The sequence below is a fragment of the Flavobacterium sp. UBA7680 genome, from assembly GCF_002482975.1.
Classification (GTDB): Bacteria; Bacteroidota; Bacteroidia; order Flavobacteriales; family Flavobacteriaceae; genus Flavobacterium.
This window is the reverse complement of the sequence record NZ_DLHA01000054.1, coordinates 57,945-84,878: the sequence shown is the minus strand read 5'-3', so window position 1 is coordinate 84,878 and position 26,934 is coordinate 57,945. Positions and strand designations below refer to the sequence as shown.

General features: G+C 35.2%; 16 protein-coding genes. 3 read left to right on the top strand and 13 right to left on the bottom strand.

Translation table 11 applies throughout. The features are described from left to right. The 7 genes from B3C18_RS22345 to B3C18_RS22315 all read right to left on the bottom strand — a co-directional run bounded on the left by B3C18_RS22345 (nt 1) and on the right by B3C18_RS22315 (nt 12,101). A complete protein-coding gene (locus tag B3C18_RS22345) occupies nt 1–3,138 on the bottom strand; it encodes a glycoside hydrolase family 2 TIM barrel-domain containing protein (protein WP_291152070.1) in 3,138 nt (1,045 codons plus the stop codon). 145 nt (nt 3,139–3,283) lie between these two features. After that, nucleotides 3,284–4,309, bottom strand: a complete 1,026-nt coding sequence (locus tag B3C18_RS22340) for an isoaspartyl peptidase/L-asparaginase family protein (protein ID WP_088636425.1) — start codon at nt 4,307–4,309, stop codon at nt 3,284–3,286. Nucleotides 4,310–4,479: 170 nt separating this feature from the next. Then, on the bottom strand, nt 4,480–5,559 hold the full coding sequence (locus tag B3C18_RS22335) for a putative glycoside hydrolase (protein WP_291152064.1): 1,080 nt from the start codon (nt 5,557–5,559) through the stop codon (nt 4,480–4,482). 14 nt (nt 5,560–5,573) lie between these two features. Beyond that, a complete protein-coding gene (locus B3C18_RS22330; RefSeq protein WP_291152061.1) occupies nt 5,574–6,644 on the bottom strand; it encodes a carbohydrate-binding family 9-like protein in 1,071 nt (356 codons plus the stop codon). Between the two features lie 7 nt (nt 6,645–6,651). Further along, nucleotides 6,652–7,617: a glycoside hydrolase family 130 protein gene (locus tag B3C18_RS22325; RefSeq protein ID WP_291152057.1), complete on the bottom strand. Its 966-nt coding sequence runs from the start codon at nt 7,615–7,617 to the stop codon at nt 6,652–6,654. A gap of 325 nt (nt 7,618–7,942) precedes the next feature. Continuing rightward, nucleotides 7,943–9,820 carry a sodium:solute symporter family protein gene (locus B3C18_RS22320; RefSeq protein WP_291152055.1) on the bottom strand — a complete coding sequence of 626 codons (1,878 nt, stop codon included), beginning with the start codon at nt 9,818–9,820 and terminating at the stop codon, nt 7,943–7,945. Nucleotides 9,821–9,857: 37 nt separating this feature from the next. After that, nucleotides 9,858–12,101, bottom strand: coding sequence for a GH92 family glycosyl hydrolase (locus tag B3C18_RS22315; RefSeq protein WP_291152052.1), 2,244 nt, complete (start codon nt 12,099–12,101; stop codon nt 9,858–9,860). A 121-nt stretch (nt 12,102–12,222) separates the two neighbouring features. On the opposite strand from B3C18_RS22315, the gene B3C18_RS22310 reads away from it, so the two are divergent. Both B3C18_RS22310 and B3C18_RS22305 read left to right on the top strand, forming a co-directional pair. After that, complete coding sequence (locus B3C18_RS22310) at nt 12,223–13,281, top strand: sensor histidine kinase (protein ID WP_291152049.1); 1,059 nt, start codon at nt 12,223–12,225, stop codon at nt 13,279–13,281. Nucleotides 13,282–13,350: 69 nt separating this feature from the next. Then, on the top strand, nt 13,351–14,064 hold the full coding sequence (locus tag B3C18_RS22305; protein ID WP_073486976.1) for a LytR/AlgR family response regulator transcription factor: 714 nt from the start codon (nt 13,351–13,353) through the stop codon (nt 14,062–14,064). Nucleotides 14,065–14,603: 539 nt separating this feature from the next. Here B3C18_RS22305 and nagB read toward each other — a convergent pair. Together nagB and B3C18_RS22295 are read right to left on the bottom strand one after the other, a co-directional pair. Continuing rightward, entirely contained in the window at nt 14,604–16,517 is a 1,914-nt protein-coding gene (gene nagB, locus B3C18_RS22300; RefSeq protein ID WP_291152044.1) for a glucosamine-6-phosphate deaminase, read from the bottom strand. A gap of 140 nt (nt 16,518–16,657) precedes the next feature. Beyond that, nucleotides 16,658–18,757 (bottom strand): alpha-L-fucosidase, encoded by a 2,100-nt coding sequence (locus B3C18_RS22295; RefSeq protein WP_291152041.1) that lies wholly within the window; start codon nt 18,755–18,757, stop codon nt 16,658–16,660. Between the two features lie 840 nt (nt 18,758–19,597). Between B3C18_RS22295 and hmpA the strand changes: the two genes are divergently transcribed. After that, nucleotides 19,598–20,809, top strand: a complete 1,212-nt coding sequence (gene hmpA / locus B3C18_RS22290) for an NO-inducible flavohemoprotein (RefSeq protein WP_291152038.1) — start codon at nt 19,598–19,600, stop codon at nt 20,807–20,809. Nucleotides 20,810–21,168: 359 nt separating this feature from the next. On the opposite strand, the gene B3C18_RS22285 is transcribed toward hmpA, so the two are convergent. From B3C18_RS22285 to B3C18_RS22270, 4 genes are all read right to left on the bottom strand, one after another. Next, entirely contained in the window at nt 21,169–22,158 is a 990-nt protein-coding gene (locus B3C18_RS22285; protein ID WP_291152035.1) for a glycoside hydrolase family 43 protein, read from the bottom strand. A 265-nt stretch (nt 22,159–22,423) separates the two neighbouring features. Then, nucleotides 22,424–23,599, bottom strand: a complete 1,176-nt coding sequence (locus B3C18_RS22280; protein WP_291152032.1) for an aldose epimerase family protein — start codon at nt 23,597–23,599, stop codon at nt 22,424–22,426. Nucleotides 23,600–23,654: 55 nt separating this feature from the next. Beyond that, nucleotides 23,655–24,677: a glycoside hydrolase family 43 protein gene (locus tag B3C18_RS22275; protein WP_291152029.1), complete on the bottom strand. Its 1,023-nt coding sequence runs from the start codon at nt 24,675–24,677 to the stop codon at nt 23,655–23,657. A gap of 250 nt (nt 24,678–24,927) precedes the next feature. Then, nucleotides 24,928–26,739 carry a glycoside hydrolase family 2 protein gene (locus B3C18_RS22270; RefSeq protein WP_291152027.1) on the bottom strand — a complete coding sequence of 604 codons (1,812 nt, stop codon included), beginning with the start codon at nt 26,737–26,739 and terminating at the stop codon, nt 24,928–24,930. Between the last annotated feature and the right edge of the window lie 195 nt (nt 26,740–26,934).

Here is a 26,934-nt window from a genome sequence, read left to right as displayed (position 1 = left end):
TTATTTTAAAGATGGTGTTATTTTAAATTGATATTGATAATTTTTTCCTCTCAAAAGATATTTTTCCATAGGCCAAGCCTGCCAACTGTCGATTCCGCCAACTCCCATTTGTTTAGAATCGATTTTTAAACTCGTTAAATCTCTTTCTTTCAATTCGGCAGCGTGTCTTTGGTCTTTTTGCAATCCGTCGTCTAAATCTTCATTTAAAAAATGTAAAGCGGTTACGGCCAATAATTCGTCAGATGTTACGGTTAATTTCAATTTATCTCCCGATAATTCTAAGAAACGTACATCTGTTTTATTTCCTGTTTCCTGCGGGCGGATGTATGGATAATATTGTTCTGAAACGGTTTGTGTATACAATCCCACTTTTGAACTATAATTTCTGTCGATATAATTTTCGTGCGGACCTCTTCCGTAATAGGTCATATTGCTAAAATCTCTCGGAACAATTACTTCCATTCCAAATCTTGGTAAAATAGGCTGTTCTTTATTTTTATCAATATTTAAAACTTCTTTTACGACTAATTCTCCGTTTCCGTTTAATTCATAATTCAATTCTAAAGTCGAAGAAACCTGCGGCAAACTATACGTTGCTTTTACCAGAATTTTATTGTCTTTTGCTGGAGTAAATGTCCAGTTTACCAAAGTTGGATTTTCTGTTGCCTCTTTCCAAGCTTTTAAGTTTATCTGAAAATTAGCGCCAAAATCATTATCGTTTGGTGCTCTCCAAAGATTTGGGCGCAATTGATATCCATCTTTTATAATAGGCTGATTATTGAAGGAATAACCGCTGATAAATCCTGTTTTTTTGTCGAAAGAAATCTCTGCTTTATCACTTTTGAAAACCGTTGCATTAGCTTTTTTCTCCACCGTAATTTTTGAAGCGCTTTCGATTTTAATATCATTTTTCCAAGTTCCTTTATATGCCAGTTGTTCTGTCGCAATTTCGAAACCTTTTGGTAAAAATGGTTCTTCTTGTTTTAACTGATAGCTTATGTTTATAAAAGCTTCCTGAAATTTTTTATCGCCTAATTTAATAGGCAATGTATAGGTTTTTGATTGTGTTGGATCGATTGCTAAATAATCGATAACGCCTGTCGTTTCTTTCACTCCGTCTAAAATTAAGGTCCAATGCAAAGTTACGTTGCTTAAATCTTTAAACGTAAATTCATTGTAAACTTTTATTGTAGCCGTTTCCTGATTTTCCCAGGAAGTCAGGATATTTTGATACACATTTCGCACTTCAAGAGCATGCGGATTTGGTTTTCTGTCTACAGTAAATACACCGTTGTTCACAAAGTTGTTATCGCTTTTTACATCTTTTGGGCCAAAATCTCCTCCGTAAGCTAAAATCGTAGTTCCGTTATCCAGTTTTTTATAAACCGATTGATCGATCATATCCCAAATGAAACCGCCCTGAAAGTTTGGATATTTACGAATGACATCCCAATAATCTTTAAAATTCCCCATCGAATTCCCCATTGCGTGTGCATATTCGCACTGAATATAAGGTCTTGACGGATTTGGGTTTGCCAAAATATATTCTTCCATTTTGTTTGGAGAACTGTACATTGGATCGATAATATCAGAATCCCATTCGAATTTTAAATCTTTTCCGTCCCACGCTCCCGCAGTTGCTCTTTCGTATTGAATTGGTCTTGATTTATCACGGTTTTTAATCCACAAATATCCTCTGTAAAAGTTGTAACCGTTTCCGGCTTCGTTCCCCATACTCCAGATAATGATTGAAGTATGATTTTTATCTCTTTCGATCATTCGCTGCATACGCTGAATGTGTGCTAATTCCCAGTCTGGTTTATTACCTAAAGTTTTGGTAATATCATAACCCATTCCGTGTGATTCTATGTTAGCTTCATCGACCACATAAATTCCGTATTTATCGCATAATTCGTAGAAATATTCATCGTTTGGATAATGCGACATTCTCACCGCATTGATATTAAATTCTTTCATCAATTTAATATCCTGCTCCATTCTTTCTCTTGAAATGGTTTGTCCTGTAATTGGGTCAACTTCATGACGGTTTACACCTTTTATGTAAATCGCTTTTCCATTTACTAAAAGCTGTCCGCCTTTAATTTCTACTTTTCTAAAACCAACATTTTGATTGATAACTTCAATTACAGTTCCTTTCTTATCTTTTAAAATAAAACGTACCTGATATAAATTCGGAATTTCTGCGCTCCATTTCTTCGGATTTTCTACGGCGAAATCAAATGTTTGTTTTTCGCTTAAAGCGGAAATAACTTTTGAGGTTATAATCTTGTCACCATCTTTTAACTGAACGTCTAAAGTATAGGTGTCTTTTTTATCTAAATCAGAGAATTGAGTTGTGATTTTTAAACTTCCGTTTATGTAATTAGCATCTAAATCAGGAATAATTTCGAAGTCATTTAAATGGGCTTTATTTCTCGCAACTAAATAAGAATCACGCGTAATTCCGCTCATTCTCCACATGTCCTGACATTCTAAATACGAACCGTCATTCCATTTCATCACTTGTAAAACGATGGTGTTTTTTCCAGTTTTTACATATTTATTTAATTTGAATTCAGATGGTAATTTTCCGTCTTCACCATAACCTACATAAACACCATTTACCCAAACGGTTAAATTTGATTTTGCTGTTCCGATATGCAGAAAAATATCTTTTCCTTCCCAAGATTTATCGATTGTAATTTCTCTTCTGTAAACTCCTGTCGGGTTATATTTTGTTGGCACAAAAGGCGGATTCGGCGCCATTAAATAATCAAAATCGTAAGTTGTATTTACGTAAACCGGATATCCATAACCGTTTACATCCCAGCTTGCCGGAATTTTAAAATTATCCCAGGCATTATCGTTAAAATTAGTTTTCTCAAAATCTTTTGGAAGTGCTGCCGGATTATCCACATATTTAAATTTCCAGGCTCCGTTAATATCTAAGTAATTTTTAGATTGTCTCCATTCGTTTTTAGCAGCTAATGCTTCATTTTCAAAAACATAATAGGCGGCGTGCATGGGCTCTCTATTATCTTCATTGATTTTTTCATTCTGCCAAAACGGAACTTTTTCCTGAGCGTTAACAGATAATACTGAAAGTAATAAGGTTAATATGGATATTGTTGTTTTCATTCTTTGTTGTTGTTTGAACACATAGCCCCGATTAGTATCGGGATAGATTGTGAGAGAAGAATCTATGTATCTATGTGTTTAAAATTTATTCGCGATTCAACTTTGTCAAAGTTTAAAACTTTGACAAAGTTCCCGCATAGTATTTTTATTTATCCCACGACATTTTAAATTTCGCATCTTCCATTCTGTGTCCTTTTTCATCATCAGAAACGGCATAATTAAATCCAGATCTAAGGCTGTAACCTGCATGTTCTCCGTTTTTATTTAAAGCAATAAAACCAACCTGCAGATATTCCATGTCTTTGTGGTTTTTGTGTTTGTTGTAAATACGCTCTGTAATTTCTTTACACGCATCATAAGGAGATTTCCCCTGACGCATTAATTCAACAACCATCGCACTTCCTGCGGTTCTAATTACAGCTTCGCCCAAACCTGTTGCCGCTGCAGCGCCAACTTCGTTATCCAGAAAAAGACCCGCGCCGATTATTGGGGAGTCACCGACGCGTCCGTGCATTTTCCAGGCCGCACCACTAGTAGTACAGCCACCAGAAAGGTTTCCATCCTGGTCTAACATTAGCATGCTTATAGTATCGTGATTTTCTATATTAATAACTGGTTTGTATTTTGAATCTTCCAGCCATTTTTTCCAGTCTTTTTCAGATTCCGGAGTTAGTAAATTTTCTTCTTTAAATCCTTCTGATAATGCAAATTGCAATGCACCTTGTCCGGCAAGCATTACGTGTGGTGTATTTTGCAATACTCTTTTTGCTACAGAAATTGGGTGCATAATTCCCTGTAAAAAACAAACTGAACCGCAATTGCTGTTGTGATCCATAATACAGGCATCAAGGGTTACTTTTCCTTCGCGATCCGGATATCCGCCGTAACCTACACTTCGCACATTTGGATCTGCTTCTGGAATTTTCATTCCGGCTTCAATGGCATCCAGAGCTGGTTTTCCGGCTTTTAATTGTTCCCAGGTTTCTTTATTAGCAGGTAAACCGTGATTCCAGGTTGAAATAACAACTGGCTTTTTTACTTTTTTTGAAGGAAATTCTAATGCGCCTTCTTTTTCATTTTCTTTCTCTTTTGCAAATCCGCTAAAGCCTACAGAACTTACGGCTGCTGCGCCTAAAGCTGCTTTTTTGATAAAGTCTCTTCTATTTGACATGCTTTTTTACTTTTAGTTTTATTTAAACACATAGGAACATAGCTTTTAGAACCGAATAAAAGGCGTTTCACTTGCATCAACGAACATAGCTTTATCGCCTGAACTTTGTCAAAGTTTAAAACTTTGACAAAGTTGAATTATCAATATATGTTTCTATGTGTTTAAAAATATTACTTTAAACTTGCTTTTGTTTCTTTGATTGTCTTTAAATTACTTTCAGACAATGCATTTCCGTCAAAAAATGAAACTCCTACGGCTCCATTTTCTTTTGCTTCTAAAATAGCTTGTTTTAGCTCTTTATCATTTTTCAATCCCGGAATATAAATTCCTGTATTGATTTTCGTTTTCTTATCTTCTAAATCGGCAACACCTTGTTTTGTGGCATAACCAACCCAGTCAATTTCTTCATTGTAAAAACTATGGTAAATCATTGGATATACTTCGTCGATATTCCATTTGTCCCAACGCTGACGTACCATGTGGTCTGCCATTTCAGGATAAGGAAATACGGCTGCCGTTAATTGCTTGTTGTGTTTGTGTGCAATTTTATAGGCATCATCAACAACGGCTTTTATCGCGTTTAAACGGAAGTTTTTCCACTCCATATCGATAGAAGTGTTGTGGCTTTCTTTTGGATTTTTATGATGGATTTTTTCGAATGCTTTTACACATTCGTCACAATAACAAAAGTCAAATTGAGGTAATTCTACATCCTGAACCAAGTTGTATTTTGGCAATAAGCTGATTGGTAAAAAGATGTCCGGAAAACGAATATAATCTAAGTGAACACTTTCAATTCCGTCAACTTTTGCTAATTCTTCAACTAAATGTAAAACGTGTTCTCTTGATTGTTTTCTGGTTGGACATAACCATTGGTAATAATCCACATACGGACGATTATCAAAACAAGATTTTCCTTCTTTACTTACCTGATACCATTCAGGATGTTGTAACGCAACTGAATCATTTGGTCTGTTCATGGCCATAATCCAGGCGTGAACTTTTAGGCCTTCTTTTGTGGCAAGAGGCACTAATCTTTTTAAAAGTTTCGGATCTGTAGTCGTATTGATTAATACTTCGTCGATTCCGCCGTCTTTGTATTTTTTGAATTCTTTGGTATAATCTGCGTCTGATTTTTTGGCATCTGCGGTTGTCCAGACTGCAAATTTAAATGAGGTAGTTTCTTCTTTTTTGGCACACGAAAAAATGCTGAATGCCAGTAAAAAAAGTAATAGTTTTGGTAGTTTCATAGTGGTTTTGTGGTTTATTTTGCTATTATTTTCCCGTCCTCTTTTATCACAAATGTTTGATTCGAAAAAGGGCTTTTTACTGAAATATTATATCCGCTGGAATGATTTTCTAAGATAGGTTTTAAAACTTTATTATCAATACTGATGTTTTTTTTTGTTAGATTCGCCAGTGATTTTGCCCAAACTTTATTCTTTTGAAAATATTCTTTTTGGGCTCTGTACAAATTGTAAAGTTCCCATTTTACTTTTTCGTCCTGCGGAATTGTAAAGGTATCTTTTCCTTCTTTTGAAGAAAAATAAACATAGCCCCATTTTTCAGGTTCGTGCATATTAATGACACCCATTGGCGACCAAACCCAGTTGTATTCCGGCAGAAATTTTCCGTCAGCGTCTTTTTTGCGTTCGTATTTGCCGTCAACAAGGGAATGCTGCCAGTTTACTCTTGAGAAATTAACTCTCCAAAATTTATCTACAGGTACATTTTGATCAAAATAAGAGGTTTTATAAGATGCCCACGGAATCGCCATTTCTAAAGTCCAGCCTTGGTCAATATCATTTGGATTATTAAGCGTTCCCTGAACTTTAACTGCCGATTTTAAACCCGGAATATTCCAGTCGTTTAAAACTACGAGATCATTTTCTCTATAAGGTTTTGATAAAAATAGATCCCAAGCAGTGTTCAAGGCGTTTATTTCTAATTCGTAATAGTTAAAAGTGTCGCTGTCGGGATCTATAAAAACTTCGAAATCATTGTTGTAAAAAATAATGGTGTCACGCTGTTTTAAATTTGCCCAAACGTGCGGTTCCTCCATCTTTGCTAAAATATAAAAATTGGTTTCGTCCCAAAGCATTTTAACCTTTGTTGCATATTTGGGTTTAATGCCGTTTTCTATATCTTCAAAAAGATCAGTCCAGTCTGCTTTACTCCATGCACCATCAGATTCATCTCCGTCAATTGTAATTGAATTTGTTGTTTTTGACGCAACGTATGTTTTAGGAATAATGGTATTTTTCTTCGATTGAGAAAATCCCGCAACCGAAAAAGAAACTAAAACAACTGTTAACCATTGAATTTTTAAACGCATGCTTTTTCTATAAACTGTTATCTTTTGTAAACTGAATTACTTCACTTAATTTACCAAATGCAATGGCTACGGCAGTATCTGCTGCACCATAATAAACGGCTAATTTATCTTCTTCTGCATCGTGTAAAGCGGCACATGGAAAAACAACATTTGGCACATCTCCTACCATTTCATAAATTTCTGCCGGGCCTAATAAATATGGTTGTGTTCTGTATTTTACTTTGTCTGGCGAATCAACATCTAAAAGTGCTGAACCCATTGCATAACGGAAACCGTTGCAGGTATTGATAACTCCGTGGTAGATCATCAGCCAGCCTTCGTTTGTTAAAATAGGAATTGGCCCTGCTCCCACTTTTGTACATTGCCATGCGCTGTCTTCAAATGGAGTTGGTTTCATTACCAATCTATGTTCTCCCCAATATTTCATATCAGGACTGTAGCTGATCCAGATATCTCCAAATGGCGTATGTCCGTTATCACTTGGACGGCTTAACATTGCGTATTTTCCGTTTATTTTTTGAGGGAATAAAACTCCGTTTCTGTTGAATGGTAAAAACGCATTTTCGCATTGAAAAAACTCTTTAAAGTCAAAAGTATATCCAATACCAATAGTTGGTCCATTGTAACCATTACACCACGTAATCCAGTAACGGTCTTCGATGAAAACCACACGCGGATCGTATTTATAAGCAGATTCGATCATATCTGTATTACCAGACTGCATTACGATTGGTTCGTGGTTAATGTCCCAATCGATTCCGTTTTTACTAAAGCCGGCAAAAATATTCATTTGAACCGCTTTGTTATCACATCTGAAAACTCCCGCATAACCATCTCCAAAAGGAACTACAGCACTATTAAAAATACTGTTTGATGATGGTATTGCATATCTGTCGATAATTGGATTTTCAGAATATCTCCACATTACATCGTTACTGTTTTCGGGTCTGTCTTGCCAAGGAATACTGCTCATTTTTTTTGTTTTTTATTGTTTGTTTTATTCTCTCACTTTTGTCATTTGTTTAAACACATAAGAACATAGTTTTTGAAAACCGCTTAAAGGCGTTTCACTTGTATTAACTTATCCCGATAGCTATCGGGACTATGTGTTAGAAACTAGTTTCTTTTTGTATTCTTTTATATACATTTAAAACCTATGTTTCTATGTGTTTAATTTTTCTCAATCTTGTCATTTCGAGGAACGAGAAATCGCACTAGGAATTCCTCAATCTAAATCGTCAATCTTTGTCGATTTACGAGTGCGATTTCTCCTTTCAGTCGAAATGACAAACGTTATCTTAGTCTTCGATTTTTCTAACCTTATCTAACCATGTGAATTTTAATATCGTAGTTGCTACTAAAAACACAATCAAAGCCGTAATTGCTTTTGGATAATCTCTGATAATAAAGAATATCGGAAGCAAAATCATGCTCGACTGCCACACAATTCCTATCGCGCAATTCATCATATCTCTCCAGAAATCATTGTTTTTTTCGAAAGTAAAATCTTCTGACTTTAATACTTTATAAACCGGACCCCAGAATCCCCAAGGTCTTACGTTTGCGTAGAATGATTTTAAAACTTCCATATCTGTTGGCTTGCTTAAGAATGTTCCTAAAACGCATCCTAAAATAGAGAAACCAAATATTATTGGGAACAAGTAAATCGCTTGTACTTGTGCTAAATCGTATAAAAATGATCCTTCGGTTAAACTTCCTTTGGCCTGACCTAAAGCAAATTGTAAAGAAGCAACAATTAATCCGGCGAACATTCCCCAGAAATAACCCCATCCGTTAAAACGCCACCAAATCCATTTTAGGAAATTTGCGGCAACGTAACCTCCGTATAAAGCACTTGTAATCCAAAGTGTTAGAGAGTTGATAGAATCAGCGAAGAATCCCATGAAAACACCTAAACCAACTACAAGGAAAGATGAAATCTGACTTACTTTAATATAATGTGCATTTGTAGCAACTGGTTTAAAGTATTTTTTATAAATATCGTTTACAATATATGCCGGTCCTGCATTTACGAAAGCTGAGAATCCCGACATAAATGCGGCTAATAAACCTGCTAAAAGAATTCCTTTTATTCCAACCGGAATATATAAATTGACCACTTTTGGCATTAATAATTCTAAATCAGCTCCGGTTAAACCTGTGTTGGCATTTAATTCTGGTGCTAAGTTTACCAATGCAATTACTACGATTCCTGTGATTAATAAGTATCTTGGAATGAATAAAATTAAGTTGGTGAAACCGCTCATATAAGCTGCTTCTTTTACAGATTTAGTTGAAAGAACTCTTTGTAAATCGTAACTTGGTGTTGGCCCTGCGACACTTGCAAAAAATCCTTTAAACAAAGTCATTCCGATGAAAGCTCCAAACATTTTGTAACCTTCAGAATCAATTAAATTATTGAAGGTTTGGAATTTATCACTCCATTGGGTTTCAAACTGCCATCCGAAGAAAACATTTTTCCACTCCTCGGTAATAACCGAATTTATCTGAATATCAGTATAATTAACAAAAGCATATCCGGCAATTAAAACTCCGGCTACAATCATGATTAAATATTGTACAACTTCTGTCGCAACTACAGAAAACATTCCGCCTTTTACAGTGTAAATCGTAGTTAAAAAGATGATGATTAACGCATAAGAACGCTCTGAAGTTAATAAAATCATATCGCCATAATGAAGCGCTAAATCCCACGGAAGAATAATGGTTACAAATTTTCCGATTCCTTCAAAGAAATAAGCGATAAAACCAATTGTGGAAATAATGGCAAAAATAGCCACGATAATATGTGATGCTTTTCCGGCTCTGTCGCTTCCAAAGCGGGTTAAAATCCACTCAGAACCTGTCATTACTTTTGATCTTCTAATCCAGACTGCGAGGAACATCATTACGAAAATCTGGTTCCAAATTGGCCAAAGCCACATGAACATGAAACTTTTTACTCCGTACAGAAAAAGTACCCCAATCATCCAGGAAGTTCCGGAAACATCAAACATTCCAGATCCGTTGCTTAGACCTAAAAAATACCATTTGATTGTTTTTCCGCCAAGAAAATAATCATCCAATCCTTGTTTTGCTTTTCTTGAAATCCAGATTCCGATACTCACTGAGAGCAGAATGTAAGCTACGATTATCGATACGTCAATAATATCCATTAAATATATTTGTTAGTAGGTTAGTTACGTTTTTGTTTTATTTTTTTGTTCCCCAGTTTTTATTTGGCTGAGGTCCCATTACAAAATGTAAAACCCCGCCTTTTAAAATCTGTTGATGTGTGATTGCTGTTTGATTGAATTCGACTCCGTTTAAAGTTGCCGACTGAATGTAAAAGTTTTTGTCTGAAACATTTTGTGCTTCAATTACAAACGTTTTTCCGCCTTCAAGATTAATGGTTGCTTTCTCGAAAATCGGACTTCCAATTTCATATTCTCCCGAAGCCGGATTCATTGGGTATAATCCCATTGAACTGAAAACATACCAAGCCGACATTTGTCCGCAGTCTTCGTTTCCGCTTAATCCGTTTGGTGTTGTATTGTATTGCGTATCTAAAATATGTCGTACCCAATATTGCGTTCTCCAAGGCTGTCCTGCATGGTTGAACATGTATGCGATGTGATGACTTGGTTCGTTTCCGTGTGCATATTGCCCAATTAGTCCCGAAATATCTGCCGAAACATTGTTTCCTGTAATTTCTGAACTTTCGGTAAATAGTTGCTCTAAACGTTTTGTAAAAGTTTCATTTCCACCGTGAATCGAAATTAAATTATCAACATTTTGCGGTACAAACCAACTGTGCTGCCAGGCATTTCCTTCGGTATAATCAGTGTGTTCTCTGTGGTTAGAATGTTTTGGGTCGAAAGGCTCGTTCCATGATTTTCCATCATCTGATTTTCCTCTCATGAATCCTGTTTTCGGATCAAATAAATATTGGTATGCCTGAGAACGTTTTAAGAAAAATTCGTAATCAGCATTTTTTCCTAAAGCTTTTGCCATTTGCGCTACACACCAATCGTCGTAAGCATATTCCAAAGTAATTGTAACTGATTCGTCTAATAAATTATAAGGTATATAACCGTATTTTTTGTAGAAATTTAAACCGCGTTCGTCCTGCATCATGGTGGCTTTCATGGCTTCGAAAGCTTTTTCGGCATCAAAACCTTTTATACCTTTTAAGTATGCATCGACAATTACAGGAATCGAGTGATATCCAGTCATTGTGTTGGTTTCATTCGCATATAAAGTCCAAACCGGTAATATTTTTTTCGTATCGTAATACGCTAACATAGAGTTTACGATGTCTGAAGTTTTGTCTGGCGCCAATAAAGTCAATAAAGGATTTTCGGCTCTAAAAGTATCCCATAGTGATAAGGTCGAATAAGCGGTATAATCTTTTGCTGTAACAATTTGATCATCCTCTTTTCTAAATTGACCGTTTTTATCACTATAGGTTACAGGGGCAACTTGTGCGTGATACATCGCAGTATAAAAAATCGTTTTTAACGAATCTACTGGTGTTTCAACTTTAATTTTGCTTAATGCGTTATTCCAAATCGAAGCGGCTTCTGATTTTGTATTGTCGAAATTTGCTTTTTCTCCGTCCAGATTATCTTTGGCATTAGCCACACTTACAGATGATAAAGCAACTTTTATAAATAGTTCCTCTGAGTTTTTCGTGTCAAAAAATAATTGTGCCGATGTATTTTCTGCATCTGCTTTCTTGCCAGTAACAATTTGTTTATCTGCAGATAAAACTGATTCTGCAATAGGTTTTGAAAACTTGGCTACAAAAAACACTTTTTGATTTGCTGCCCAGCCTTTGCTATATCTGTAACCGCTTATAGTATATTCGTCTTCAATTGTAATTCCGGTTTTTAAGGCTTTGTCCCAATTTATGGCAAATCCTAAATCGACAATTACAGATTGTTTATCATTTTTGGTAAACGTATATTTATGATACGCTGTTCTTTGTGAAGAAGTTAATTCTACATTGATTTTAGGATCCTTAAGAAAAACTTGGTAAGAGCCCGGTGCTGCTTTTTCGTTAACATGACTGTAAAATGATTTATAAGGTAATTGATCGCGTGAAGTTGTTTTTAATGTCAAATCGACTTTTTTGTTGGTCGGCATAAATAAAATGTCCGCCAAATCGCCAATTCCTGTTCCGCTTAAATGTAAATGACTGAAACCAGAAACGATAGAATCTGAATAATGATAGCCTGAACACCAGTCCCAGCTTGAGATTCCGTTATCCGGACTTACTTGCAACATCCCAAAAGGAACTGTCGCTCCAGGGTACGTATGGCCGTGTCCACCTGTTCCTATAAAAGGATCAACATGGTTAACAAAAATATTTTCCTGTTTATTATTTTTGTTTACATTTATTTTACAACTTGTAGCCAAAATTGCAAATAAAGCAGGCACGAGAATTTTCTTCATATAAAACAACCTTAATTTAACTTTAAATTTAAACAAACCGACTTTTTATTAAAACTTATTTAGACGGACAACACATAAACTTAGATAAACATCAAAAAAAGTCACAAAACATACTCATATTATGAATTTCAATTCTAACAAATTATACCGCGTACCTTTGTATTATCATGTGGTTTTTTGGCTGACTTATTTCTTATTTAATACTTTTCGATGGGGAAGTTATTTTAATGACTATTTGTATTCGCTAAAAACCAATTTGCTGGGTTTCCCTATTCACATGACGTTGTGTTATTTGAATATTCTGATTTTCATGCCGTTTCTCGTTTACCGAAAAAAATATGTGCTTTATGTTCTTGCCGTTTTGTCTGCCATTTTCATTATGGTATTGGTAAAATTTAATCTTACTTATCTGTTAATCACACACAATGTTTGGCCGGAAGGTCCGCAGACAATTGATAAGCTGACACTTAATTATACCATTGATATGATGATGGGAGAATTGTACGTAATCACTTTTGTTACAGCAATCAAAATCACTTTGGACTTTTTAAAAGAGCAAAAAAGGGTGACCGATTTAGAGAAATCGCAACTGGAAACAGAACTGCTTTTCCTGAAATCACAGATCTCTCCGCATTTTTTCTTCAATACTTTAAATAATATCTATTCATTATCTGTAGAAAAATCGAATAAAACGCCAAAGATTGTTTTAAAACTTTCAGAATTAATGCGTTATATGCTTTATGACACAAGTGGCAAAAAGCAAAGTTTAGAAAACGAAATTTTATGTATTCAGAATTATCTGGATTTAGAAAGAATCAGAAATGATGAACGCCTGGAAGTGAACATGGAAGTTTCGGGAGATATTCACGATAAGGAGATTTCTCCGGTGATTTTATTGACTTTTGTTGAAAATGCCTTTAAACACGGTGTAAACAAAAACACTGGAAAAGTGAGGATTAATATTGATTTTAAAGTAAAAGGAGATTTTCTGCATTTTACGATTTCAAACCCAACGCCAGAAATTACGCAGCATCAGGATAATTTTAACAAGTCAAGTGGCATAGGTATCGAAAATGTCAAAAAAAGACTGGAATTAGGATATAATAAAAATGACTATAAGCTTTCATTTAAAAATAAAAAGAATATTTTTGTCGTGAAGCTTGTGATTAAAGTAACCTAAATGCAGCTTTTCCTCGTATATAAGTTTACCTGCTAGATTATTTCGCTCAAATAACATAAGATTATAGAAATGAAGATAAAATGTTTGATTATTGACGATGAGCCATTGGCAATCAATGTTATAAAAAACTATTTAGAGCCAATTGAGAATTTTGAGGTAATAGATACTTTCAGCAATCCAATTGAGGGCTTAAATTTTCTGAAAAATAATAGAGTTGACGTTATTTTTCTTGACATAAATATGCCTGTTCTTGACGGAATTAATTTTATAAAAAGTCTTGAAAACCCACCATTATTAGTTATTACAAGCGCTTACAGTCAGTTTGCGATTGAAACTTACGAACTCGACGTTTTAGATTATCTGGTAAAACCAATCGAATTTCCGAGATTAATGAAAACGCTGAATAAAATCAGCAAAAGGCTCGAAAATAAAACCAATTCTCCACAAGAAAATACCACAGACAGCCCTTTTATTTTCGTAAAAATCGACAAAAAAAGAATGAAGAAGATTTTCTTCAATGAAATTCTGGTTATCGAAAGCCTAAAAGATTACTTAAAAATAAACACCTTAACGGGAAAATACATCATTCACAGCACTTTATCTGATTTTACAGATTTATTACCCGAAAAAAACTTCCTGAGAATTCACCGTTCCTACACGATCGCAATCGACAAAATCGACGCCGTTGAAGGAAACAGTATTGAAATTGAAGGACTTAGATACGTTATTGGAAGATCGTATATTGATCATGTGAAACAGAGAATTTTGAATTCTTCTATATAGTATTTAACCGCAAAGAGCGCTAAGGTTTACGCAAAGTTCGCAAAGTTTATTCACAAAGCTTTGCGAACTTTTTTTATAACGAGACCTTTGTCAAAGTTTGAAACTTTGACAAAGGTTTTTTCTTTTAGTTGAGGTTTGTCATTTCGAGGAACGAGAAATCGCACTAGAAACTCGATAACGATAATCGTCAATCTTTATCGAGCTACTTGCGGAGATTTCTCGTTCCTCGAAATGACAAGATTGTGTTGAATATTTATTGAGGATATACTTTGTGGAGCAACTTTACGCCCTTCGACTTCGCTCAGGGTGACAAAAAATGACGAACAGCTTTGTGTCCTTCAGCTTCTTTTAATGATAAAGCTAAAAAAAAACTTTGCGAACTTTGCGTAAACCTTAGCGCTCTTTGCGGTAAAAAAACTTAGCGGTTAAATCTCAAAAACAAGCATAAAAAAAATGCAGCCAACCACGGCTGCATTTCAAAACTTGGTAACTAACCAAATAAACCACATGAAATAGTCTATTTTATTTTAAATATTTTCTTAGAAGAAATATCTCTTAAAGGCTTCAATTGCAGAATAATCTGCTAAACCTAAAGCGTGATATTTTTCTGCAGTTAATCTGTTTCTGTCTTCTGCTCTAATCCAGAATTCACGGCTGTCATCACCCTGGAACATTACACCATCTTTTTGAGATTGGTGATAGAAAATCGCGTGACGTTTTTTCAGCACCTGATCCGGACTCATTGGAACCGCCATTTCGATTTGGTACGTTTCCCATTCGTGCCAAGCACCTCGGTACAACCAAACCCAACAGTCATCCATAAAACTTTTATGTTTCAAACGTTTCAAAGCTTCAAATAAACTATCCAGACAAACTTTGTGCGTTCCGTGCGGATCTGCTAAATCTCCTGCTGCGTAGATTTGATGAGGTTTTATCCTTTCAATGATATCACACATAATTTCGATATCCGCTTCACCAAGATTATTTTTCTTTACCGTTCCCGTTTCATAAAAAGGAAGATCAAGGAAGTTTACATTAGAATCCGGCAAACCTAAATATCTTGTTGCCGCAAGAGACTCACTTCTTCTAATCAAACCTTTTAATTTTCTAACTTCTAATGAATCAATATCATTACTTTTTTTGTTTTTCAAAAAGTCAATAATCTTTTCAGCTTCAGCAGAATCTGTATTTAATGCTTTTGTAATTTCAGCAAATTTTAAAGCTTCCTGATTCGAAACTGCAATATTTCCAGAAGTCTGGTATGCAATATGAACATCGTGTCCTTGTTCTACCAATCGGTCAAAAGTTCCTCCCATTGAGATAACATCATCATCTGGATGCGGACTAAAAATGATAATTCTTTTTCTTTCCGGAGTAGCTCGTTCAGGTCTGTACGTATCATCCGCATTTGGTTTTCCGCCTGGCCAGCCCGTAATAGTCTGCTGCATTTTATTGAACATTTTAATATTCAAATTGTATGCAGTTCCTTCTTCGCTTAAAACGCTTGACATTCCATTATCATTATAATCTTTGTCAGTCAACTTTAAGAAAGGTTTTTTAGTTAATTCACTTAACCAAGCCACCGCTTTCAATTTCAATTCATCTGTCCAGATTACAGATTTTACTAACCAAGGTGTTTTTACTCTCGTTAATTCTGATGAAGCTTCGGTATCTAAAACAAAAGTTGTGTTGTTGTGCTGTTGTAAATACGTCGCTGGAACCCGAGATGAAATTTCACCTTCGATTGTTTTCTTTATAATTTCTGCTTTGCTGATTCCCCATCCAAGAAGTACAATTCTTTTGGCATTTTTTACCGTACCAATTCCCATTGTAATCGCTTTTTTAGGCACATTATCAATTCCTAAAAATGATGAAGCCGCATCAACACGCGTTAAGTGATCCAATGTAATGCTTCTCGTTCCTGAATTAACGTGAGATCCCGGCTCGTTGAACCCGATATGTCCCGTTCTTCCAATTCCTAAAAGCTGAAAATCCAATCCGCCATAAGCTTTAATTTTCATTTCATAATCAATACAATATTGCTGAAGGTCTTCATTGCTGATACTTCCATCAGGAATATTAATATTTTGAGGCAGAATATTAACATGATTAAAAAGATGCTCGTGCATGAAATACCAGTAACTCTGAATATCTTTTTTATCCATTGGATAATATTCATCTAAGTTGAAAGTCACTACGTTTTCAAAACTTAAACCTTCTTCTTTATGAAGACGAACTAATTCTTCGTATACTTTTATAGGTGAAGATCCTGTTGCCAAACCTAAAACGCAAGGTTCATTTAGTTCTTCTTTTCTTTGAATTATATTGGCGATTTCCTGAGCAACTAAAATCGAAGCTTCTTTAGACGAATCGAAAATTACATTGTGTATTTTTTCAAAACGCGTTTCTTCGAACTTTCCAGCCTCTTTGAAATTTATACTTTCTTTAATCATTTGCCTGTTGTTGTAATTATTTAGTATAAAATTAAATATTACATAATGTAAATAATCAAAAATTCGACTAATAACCTGTAAGCTTCGCTAAAAAACAAAATTGGAAACTTTAAGCAAAAAGATTACAAATTAAAATGCAATTATAATGCTTCGATCAGGTTTATTTCTGCAATAGAAACTGTTGAACCCTTCCCTACCGCTGACTTGGCAACAAAACGAACATATCTGGCTTTAGCTTTTTTGAAAGTCTTAACCTGTTCGATAGGATTATGTTTAATATTCGAGAATTCACCCTCAGACTGCAATGTCCAGTTTACATTATCGACACTTGTGTAGAACTCGTAATTGGAGATTAAATTGAGATTATTACCCACTTGCTGCGGTACATAAGTAAAGCCGTTTAGATTTAAAAGACTTCCCATATCAATAGTTATTTCCTGCGGAAGTTTATTGGCATCACCTCCAAAACTCCAATCTGTATTTGGATTTCCGTCAATAATTCGGTCAGCTGATTTTAAGTCTCCACTTGAAGCCGAAACTATTTTCCAGTTTTCTTTTGATGCACCGTATTTTGCCGTTTTCACAGCACTGCTGATATTTTCTGCAGTATCAATAGCAACGGCTTTTATAGTAACCGCTTTATTAACCCGAAATACTCCTTTATATAAAGTACTTTTTTTCGTTGGATTTTTTCCGTCAAGCGAATAATAAACTGGATTTCCATCTTCTGATTTTAGGGTTACATCGCCATTTTTATCACGCTGAATTTCCGGCATACGCACAAAAGTCGGCGCGTTGTAAGCCTGAATATTTGAAATAACAATATTTGCTTTTGAATCCGTGATATTAATTCTTAATGCCGAAGCTTTTACTCTGTCGATTCTTAAAATTCTTTTATAACCAATCGTTGTTTCATTTGCCACGGCTTTCCAGTTTCCATCAACTTTTGCTTCAACATTAAAAGCTTTTACGCGTTGTCCAAGCGCAATATATTCCTGAAGTAAAACTCGGTTTATATCTGTAGGTTTTTCAAACTCAAAAGTTATTGAAGCTGTTTTTACATTATCGTCTGTTGCCCAATAGGAATTTTTATTTTCGTCAGAAACATTTTTTGCAGAAAATTCTAAACTATTCCCTCTAACATTATCCGCAGCAATTTTTGTTTTGGATAATAATTCCGTTTTAAAATCGGCTTTTATGGTTGCAACTAATTCCTTTAATCTGGCTTCATCATTTTGGTGAACCAAACCTTTTTTATCAACCGGAAGATTTAATAATAAAGTTGCATTTCGCCCAACCGATTCGTAATAAATATCAACCATTTCATCCAGCGGACGCACTTTATCATCTTCAACTGAATGGTAAAACCATCCCGGTCTTATTGAAACATCAGCTTCGCCCGGAACCCATTTTTCGCCGTCTTCATGACCCGACATAAATTCTGTATAATGCACTTTTCCTGCCAATTCATCTTTCTGACGTAAAAGCGACCAATTTGTTTTTCCGGCACGTCCATCTTCATTTCCAATCCATCGCGCTTCTGAAGGGCCAACTCCCCAAACCAAAGTTTTAGGTGCCGTCTTGTAAATCAATTTATAGGTTTCATCCCAATTGTAATATTCAAGCGTATTGATTTTTCGGGTTTCATTGGCTCCGCCATAATAACCGTCTCCGCCGTTTGCACCGTCAAACCACATTTCGAAAACATCGCCGTAATTGGTCAATAATTCTTTTAGCTGATTTCTGAAATAGGTTACATATTCTGGTTTGCCATAATCGGCGCGGTTTCTATCCCAAGGCGAAAGGTATAATCCTAATTTTAAATTGTATTCTTTACAGGCTGCTGCCAATTCTTTAACCAAATCACCTTTTCCATCTTTCCAAGGAGAATTTTTAACCGAACGTTCCGTATACGCCGACGGCCATAAACAGAATCCATCGTGATGTTTTGCAACCAAAATTATTCCTTTCATTCCAGCCGCTTTCACAATGCGCGCCCATTGGCGAACATCAAGATTTGTTGGGTTAAATAATTTCGGAGATTCATCGCCGTAACCCCATTCTTTATTCGTAAATGTATTTAATGAAAAATGCACAAAAGCATAAAATTCCATTTCCTGCCAGTCGATTTGTTTTTGCGTAGGAAGCGGTCCAAAAGGTTTTGGAGCATTCGCCAATTCCTGACTTAAACCACTGGAAATTAAACCAAAAAAACATATGGAAAGAAAAATATTTTTCATTGCTGATTTACTTAAAATAATGTGTAAACATAAATGTACTATAAATTGAAATTTCGTAATGCAGAATTTCGACCAACAACGGATTTGAATTGTTGATTGTTGATTATTAATTATAAAACAAAAAATAAAAATCAACACAAAGCATATCGTAGAGACGCACAGCAGTGCGTCTTGCGCGCAAAGTGATATTCGTTGGGGTTACGTTGCGTAGACGCACTGCTGTGCGTCTCTACAGAATAAAATGTGAATATTTAATTCTCTAAAAAAATGAAAATCAACACAAAGCATATTGTAGAGACGCACAGCAGTGCGTCTTGCGCAACGTAACCACAATGTTTGATATTCGAGACGTAGACGCACTGCTGTGCGTCTCTACGGAATAAAATGAGAATATTCAATTCTTTACAAAGATGAATTGCCTCCAGCTTTAGCTGGAGGTTTAAAATATGAAAACATGAAAGGCTTTAGCCCAATATTAAAGTTTTGGCTAAAGCCCTTTTCTAATAACTTTTTTACCTCCAGCTAAAGCTGGAGGCAATTCAAAAAAAATAAAAATCAACACAACGTATATCGTAGAGACGCACAGCAGTGCGTCTTATGCGTAAAGTGATATTCGTTGTGTAGACGCACTGCTGTGCGTCTCTACGGAATAAAATGAGAATATATATTGTGTTAAAAAATAATTTTGTCTCAACTTGAAACTTGAAACAAAAAAACTTCTTCCATTATGATTTGAATCATAAAATGGAGCAATACTGTGGGATTAAATTTGCGAATATAAGTTCTAAGGCCTTTTATTTCTTATAATTTCAATTTTAAATCCTAATCAAATTATTCAAAATGAATCCACAACAAAAAGAGCTTATTAAAGCTACGGTTCCAATTTTACGAGCGAGCGGCGAAGACCTTACCAATTATTTTTATGCCAGAATGTTTAAGCATCATCCTGAATTGCGAAATATGTTTAATATGGGAAATCAGGCAAACGGAAGACAAAAATCGGCGCTGGCAAATGCCGTTTTGGCTTACGCGGAAAATATAGAAGATCCGTCAGTTTTAATTGGCGTATTAAAAGGAATTGGAACCAAACACCGAAGCCTAAATATTCAGCCGGAACAATATAAAATCGTAGGAACACACCTTATCGCTTCTATTGGAGAAGTTGTTGGGGAAGCCGCGACACTACCAATTCTTGAAGCGTGGACGGTTGCTTTTTATGAACTCGCCGATATTATGATTAATCTTGAAAAAGGTTTATACGAAGAAAATATCGCAAAACCAGGAAGTTGGAAAGGCTGGAGAAAATTCGTTATTAAAAAAATTGTTGAAGAATCGGCTGAAATTAAATCCTTCTATCTTTATCCAGAAGACGGAAAAGAAATTGCCGATTTCCATCCCGGACAGTTTATCAGCGTTCAGGTTTTTGTTCCTGAATTGAATCTTTTACAGCCAAGACAATATAGTTTATCAAGCACTTTTAATCCGGAATATTACAGGATTTCGGTAAAAAAAGAAAGCGGAATTGCGCCAAATCCAAACGGATGGGTTTCGAATACCATGCATTCAAAATCTGAAGGTGATGTTATTTCTATTTCTTCTCCTGCAGGATTGTTTCATTTAGAAAAAGATTCTGAAAATCCGTTAGTATTAATAAGTGGCGGGGTTGGGCTTACACCGATGTTGAGCATGCTGGAAACGAATTTAAATTCGATTCAGAATAAAAAAACAATCTGGATTCACGGCTGCAGAAATGAATCTGTTCACGCTTTTAAAGATCAGATTTCGGCTTTAAAAGAAGAAGCAAATCATTTGGAAACCTTTACTTTTTATGATGCTGTAACACCTGAAAATGTGATTTCAAATGAAGTAATTCAGGGTCGTGTTGATCTTCATAAATGCAAAGATTCTATTTTATTAGAAGAAGCCCGATATTATATCTGCGGGCCAGAAATGTTTATCAAAACCCAATATGAAGCGCTTATTAATTTAAACGTGAATCAGGAAAATATTTTCTACGAAGAATTTGGACCTCAGCTAATTAATTTGAATTAAAATGAGAATTGTCCGGTTTTATAATAGGAAATTATTAATTCAAGTTCTTCAAAATCTGACAACAACGTTTTTTATAACTTTAACTCTCGCCAGTATTAACTGCTCTAATAAATCGATTTTTTTATTTTTTTGGATGCGTTCCTGGATGGTTGCTGCTTTGATTTCGAACTTGTTTTCATTTTTTATATTTTCAAATAAAAAAGATTCCTAAAATAGGTTTCAACTCCTGCAAGGTTTCCAAAACCTTGTAGGTTTAAATTTTACTGAAATATACTGCCTTAGAATACCTACAAGGTTTTAGAAACCTTACAGGAAACGCAAAAACTAAAAAAGCCTTCAGAAATCTGAAGGCTTTTGAATTAATAATTAACTTTTAGAAACTGAAAACTTGCAGGATCAGCCACTATTTTTCCATCTTTAAATTCAATAGAAATAATTCCAGCTTTTCTTGGCGAAACAGCACTTTCACTATAATGAGTGTGTAAAACATAATGCATTTTATTGTCTTTATCCCAAAATACATCGCCGTGGCCAATTCCGTTTTGTTTGGTGTTTTTTCTGCTGATGATTGGGCTGTCCACCGCTTTTTCCCAAGGCCCAAGCGGACTTTTACTTGTTGCATAACCTACAGCATAATCAATATTTCTGAAATCATTTGCCGAATAAATCATATAATACAAACCGTTGTGTTTTAAAACTGTCGGGCCTTCTGTAACCGGCCAGCTTACATTTTGGGTGTTTTCCCAAAGCATAGTTCCCGAAATACATTCTGTTAAAGTTTCTGGTTTTATGCTTTTAAAATCATCGTTTATTTCTGCTGCAAAAATTCTATTTCCGTTTGTTAATCGAACATGATACAAATATTTTTTTCCATCTTCATCAATAAAAATAAACGGATCGATTTGATTTCCGGTTTTAATAATAGGTTCTTTTGATTCGCTTTTAAATGGCCCAAGCGGACTGTCGCTTGTTGCAACTGCTATATTTTCATTCGCAGTATAAATCATGTAAAATTTGTTTTGATACGAAAGAATCTGCGGTGCCCAAAATCCTTTGTCGCCAAAAGCGTCTCCTTTTTTAAAAGCCAAACCATTCTGTGCTCCAACCGAGCCTTTCCAGTCTTTTAAATCTGACGAAGTATAAACCTGAAATCCTTCTCCATTTGGAATATCTCCAGATGTTGTTCCGTACAAATAGTAGGTTCCGTTGTTGTAAAAAATGGTTGGATCGGCTAGTAAAATTGCTGGTACTGGTTTTACTTCTATTGGCTTTGATTGGTTGGTATCTTTTTCCTGCGAGCAGGCTGCGAAGACACAGAGTGATGTTATTAGGGATAGTATTTTTTTCATTTTTTATTGGTTTTAGATTTTTACTGCGAAGGTTTTTTACCGCAAAGAGCGCTAAGGTTTCGCAAAGGACACAAAGTTTTTTTTCTCATTTTATGTCACCCTGAGCGAAGTCGAAGGGCGCAAAGTTTATCGCCATTTTTTGTCATTTCGAGGAACGAGAAATCGCACTAGTGATTCGACAAAGATTGACGATTCTCTGTGTGGAGTTTCTTGTGCGATTTCTCGTTCCTCGAAATGACAAATCTTTGAACTCATAATTCATAACTTATTTCGTCGAAAACTGATAATAAGAAACCGTATGATATTTTTCTCCTACTTTCAAAACAATCGGTGCAAATTTTGGCTGATTTGGAGCATCTGGAAAATGCTGAGTTTCTAGAGCAAAAGCTGTTCTGAAATCATCTTTTGAACCAGATTTAAAGGTGTTTTTTGACTGCATGAAATTACCGCTGTAAAACTGTAATCCTGGTTCTTCTGTAAAAACATCCATTGTAATTCCAGATTTATCTCCAGAAATTGTTGCAGCATGATTCAGTCCGTTTTTCTTTGTTCCATTTAAAACATAATTATGATCGTATCCTTTTCCGAATTTCAACTGCTCATCTTTCGCTTCAATTCTTTCACCAATGGTGTGTTTTGAAGTAAAATCAAAAACGGTATTTTTTACGGGTTTTAATTCTCCACTCGGAATCAAACCTTCATCAACCGGAGTAAATTCATTTGCATAAATTTGTAATTCGTGATTTAAGATTGTGCCGCTTCCTTCTCCGTTTAAATTAAAAAAGGCGTGGTTTGTTAAATTGACAATTGTGGTTTTGTCCGTTGTCGCTTCATATTCCATTTTTATTGAATTATCATCAGTAATAGTATATGTTACTTTTACAGTTAAATTCCCTGGAAAGCCTTGTTCTCCATCTGGCGAAACATATGTAAAAACTAATGTGTTTTCGTTTGTTTTTTCAGCATTCCAAACTACATCCTGAAAACCTTTTATACCGCCGTGCAAAGCATTTTTTCCATTATTTAACGGAACTTGGTATTGTTTTCCTTCTAAAGTAAATTTCCCTTTTCCAATTCGGTTTCCAACTCTTCCAATTGTCGCTCCAAAATAAGGTTCGGTAGAAGTTTTAAACCCTTTTGCACTGTTCATTCCAACAACAACATCGGTTGGTTTTCCGTTTTTGTCCTTAACCCAAAGTCCTATTAATCTTCCGCCGTAATTGGTAAAAGCGGCTTTGATTCCTTTATTTTCTATCCAATATAAATTGACTTTTTTACCTTCGATTATGGTATCGAAATTTTTAGTTTCTAAAACCGTATTTACTGAATCTGATTTTATTTCGGCAGTTTCTTTTGAAGTTGTATTTTCTTTTTTATTGTCTTTGCAATTGAATTGAAAAAGTGCCAGTAAAACAACCGCAGCGATTTGAATATTTTTCATTTTTATGTCATTGCGAGGAAAAAGTAATATTATCCTCTGGTTAGTTTTTATAGTTTTATTTTGATGGAATTGCCAGTTTGGTTTCTTCACTAACAGGTTCTCCTAAAACCGGAAATCCGTTTGCATCCCAATCTATTTTCTGCATTCTAGGTGATCTTTTGTTTCCGCAGCCTTCACCCGGATTGGAGTTGGCGTGATACAAAATCCAGTCTTCTTTTCCATCAGGAGATTTAAAGAATGAATTATGTCCCGGTGCGTAAACTTTATTTTTATCGGATTGTTTAAAGATTGGTTCTGGAGATTTTTTCCATGCATTTGCATCTAATAAATTATCTCCGCCATTAAAAGTTAATAATCCTAAAGAATAGAAATCTGTCCAGCAACCGCTTGCCGAAAATACTATGAAAATTTTACCATTTCTTTCTAAAAACTGGGGCCCTTCGTTTACATTTACCTGCGCCGGATTCACGTCATCATGCAATGCGCCATGCGTTTCCCAGTCGTTTGTTGGCGATGAAATCATTACGCGATCGCCGTCAATTTCAAGCGGACTTTTCATTTTAGCGATGTAGATGTTTTGCTGTCCGTTGGTGTCGCCTTCCCATCCGGCCCAAATCATGTAGAGTTGTTTTTTATGTTCGAAAATATTTCCGTCAATTGCCCATTTGTCTGTTTTGGCGGCAATTTTTCCTTTAAATTCAAAATTCCCTTTAAACGGATCTGATGATTTATTTTCTAAAACATACATTCTGTGATTGTTGTTGTCGCCATTGTCTGCTGCAAAATAACAATACCATTTTCCGTTTATAATATGAAATTCCGGCGCCCAGATTTCTGCCGAATAATTGGTGTTTTTTGGGGGTGTCCAGATTACTTTGCTTTCAGCATTTTTGATGTCTGATAAATCTTTTGTTTTCCACAAAACCAGTTTATTTCCAAGTGTGTTGGTGTAGTAATAATATCCTTTGTAATACGTGCTGTAAGGGTCTGCGCCTGCTGGCAAAATGGGATTTGTGAATGTTTTTTGCTGAGCAAAACTCATTGTTGTGAGCAGAAAAAGAATTAGGTATTTTTTCATTTTAGTTTTTTTATTATTGGGCGTGGTTTTTTAAACACATAGGGACATAGTTTTGCTTTGTCTGTAAAAAGGCGTTTCACTTGTTTGAACAAACATAGCTGTTGTCTAGAACTTTGTCAAAGTTTGAAACTTTGACAAAGTTGCAGCGCGAAGAAAAACACAAAGCTATGTGTGGAAACTAGTTTCTTTTACTCCCTTATATAAACACTAAAAAAACCTATGTTTCTATGTGTTTAAAAAAAATCACTATTTAATGATTCAAAGCATCAATAACCTCTGTATTGATTTTATTTATTGCTTTGAAATCCATTTTATCTACTTTTCTATCGTAGGTCATAAAACCGTTTACTTCGCCTTCAACATCGGTTGTCTGCGTGTAAACTGCTGCCGAAAATCCTGTTTTTACTAAGCTTTTAAGGATTTGAGCGTACTTTACATATTCGGCAGTAACTTCTGCTTCGTCTTTAAATTTCACATAACCCCAATTGTCATTTGCTCTCCATAAATGTCCTTCTAACGGAAGACCAATTCCGCCATATTCACCTAAAACAGTAACTCTTCTGGCATCATACAAATACAATTCTGGAGCTGGATATTTGTGTAAATCTAAAATATCACCTGTTTGAAAATGATTTCCTCCGCTTGAAGAATTTATTAAACGACTTGGATCATGATTTTTAGTCCATTCTGTAATTTCTACGGTTTTGAATTGTCCCCAGGCTTCATTAAAAGGAACCCAAACTACAATACTTGGATACGAATACAAATGATCCATTATCTCCTTCCATTCTTTTTTATAGATTTCTTGTGATTTTGGAGTACGCTGTAATTCTGTTCCTTCAAAATACTTTTTATCTTGCCAAATCGGTTGTTCATCACCGCTTGGCATATCTTGCCAAACTAAAATTCCTAACTGATCGCAATGCGTGTACCAGCGTTCTGGTTCTACTTTCACATGTTTACGAATCATATTAAAACCTAATTCTTTCGTTTTAATAATATCGTATTTTAAAGCTTCGTCAGTTGGTGCAGTATACAATCCTTCTGGCCACCAACCTTGATCTAAAGGCCCAAATTGAAAATAATCTTTGTTGTTTAACTGCATTCTCATAATTCCGTTTTCATCTCTTTTTGATGAAATTTTTCGCATCGCAAAATAACTTTTCACTTCATCGACGACTTTATTCTTACTGATTAAACGGATTTTTGTCTGATACAAAAACGGATTTTCCGGCGACCATAATTTTGGAGCATTTAAAACAATATCATTGCTTTCGCCAACTACGGCTTTTTCTTTTGCGATTTCTTTTCCGCCGTCAAAAACAGAAATTTCTATTAAATCACCTTTTTCTGCTCCATTTACATCGGCTTTAATACTGATTGTATTTTGATCGATGTTTGGCGTTGTTTTTAATTCTGAAATGTTTTTAGCATTTACAGGTTCAATCCAAACCGTCTGCCAGATTCCGGTAACGGGCGTGTACCAAATTCCTTCTGGATTTTTAACTTGTTTTCCTCTTGGCTGTGGGCCGTCGTTTGATGGATCCCAAACTTTTACAACCAGTTTTTGATTTTTCCCTTTTTGGATAAAAGGTGTAATATCAAACGAAAATGGTGTGTAACCGCCAGTATGTGAACCCACTTTTATATCGTTAATAAAAACTTCTGTTTTCCAGTCTACAGCTCCAAAATGCAGCAGAATATTTTTTCCGCTCCAGTTTGATTCAATTGAAAAATTGGTTTCGTACCAAAGTTCATTTTTTGCTCCAACTTCTTTCATTACGCCAGATAAGCTCGATTCAGCCGCAAACGGAACCAAAATTTGCCCATCATATTTTGAAGGCGCTGTTTTGCCAAATTCCTGAATGGCATAATTCCATAATCCATTCAGATTTTTCCATTGGGCGCGCTCCATAATCGGACGGGGATATTCTGGTAAAGTTTTGTTCGGATCAACCTGCGCTGCCCATTTTGTTTTGATTTTATCGCCTTGCGGTTTCCATTGTGCATGAACCAGACAGCTTAAAAAAAGCGCCACCAGAACTGTAGTTTTCTTATTCATTTTATATCGTTTTACGCAATAATTTCCTCGATTATTACTGTTTCTTCTTTACTAAATAAATTACCAGACCATATCCACATAGTCTGGTAATTTTCAAACACTAACTTTACTAACCAAACCTTTTTTAATTGTGAATTATTAATTATGAATTATGAGTTGGTTTAATTGTGATTATAATTTATTTCCGATAAAATA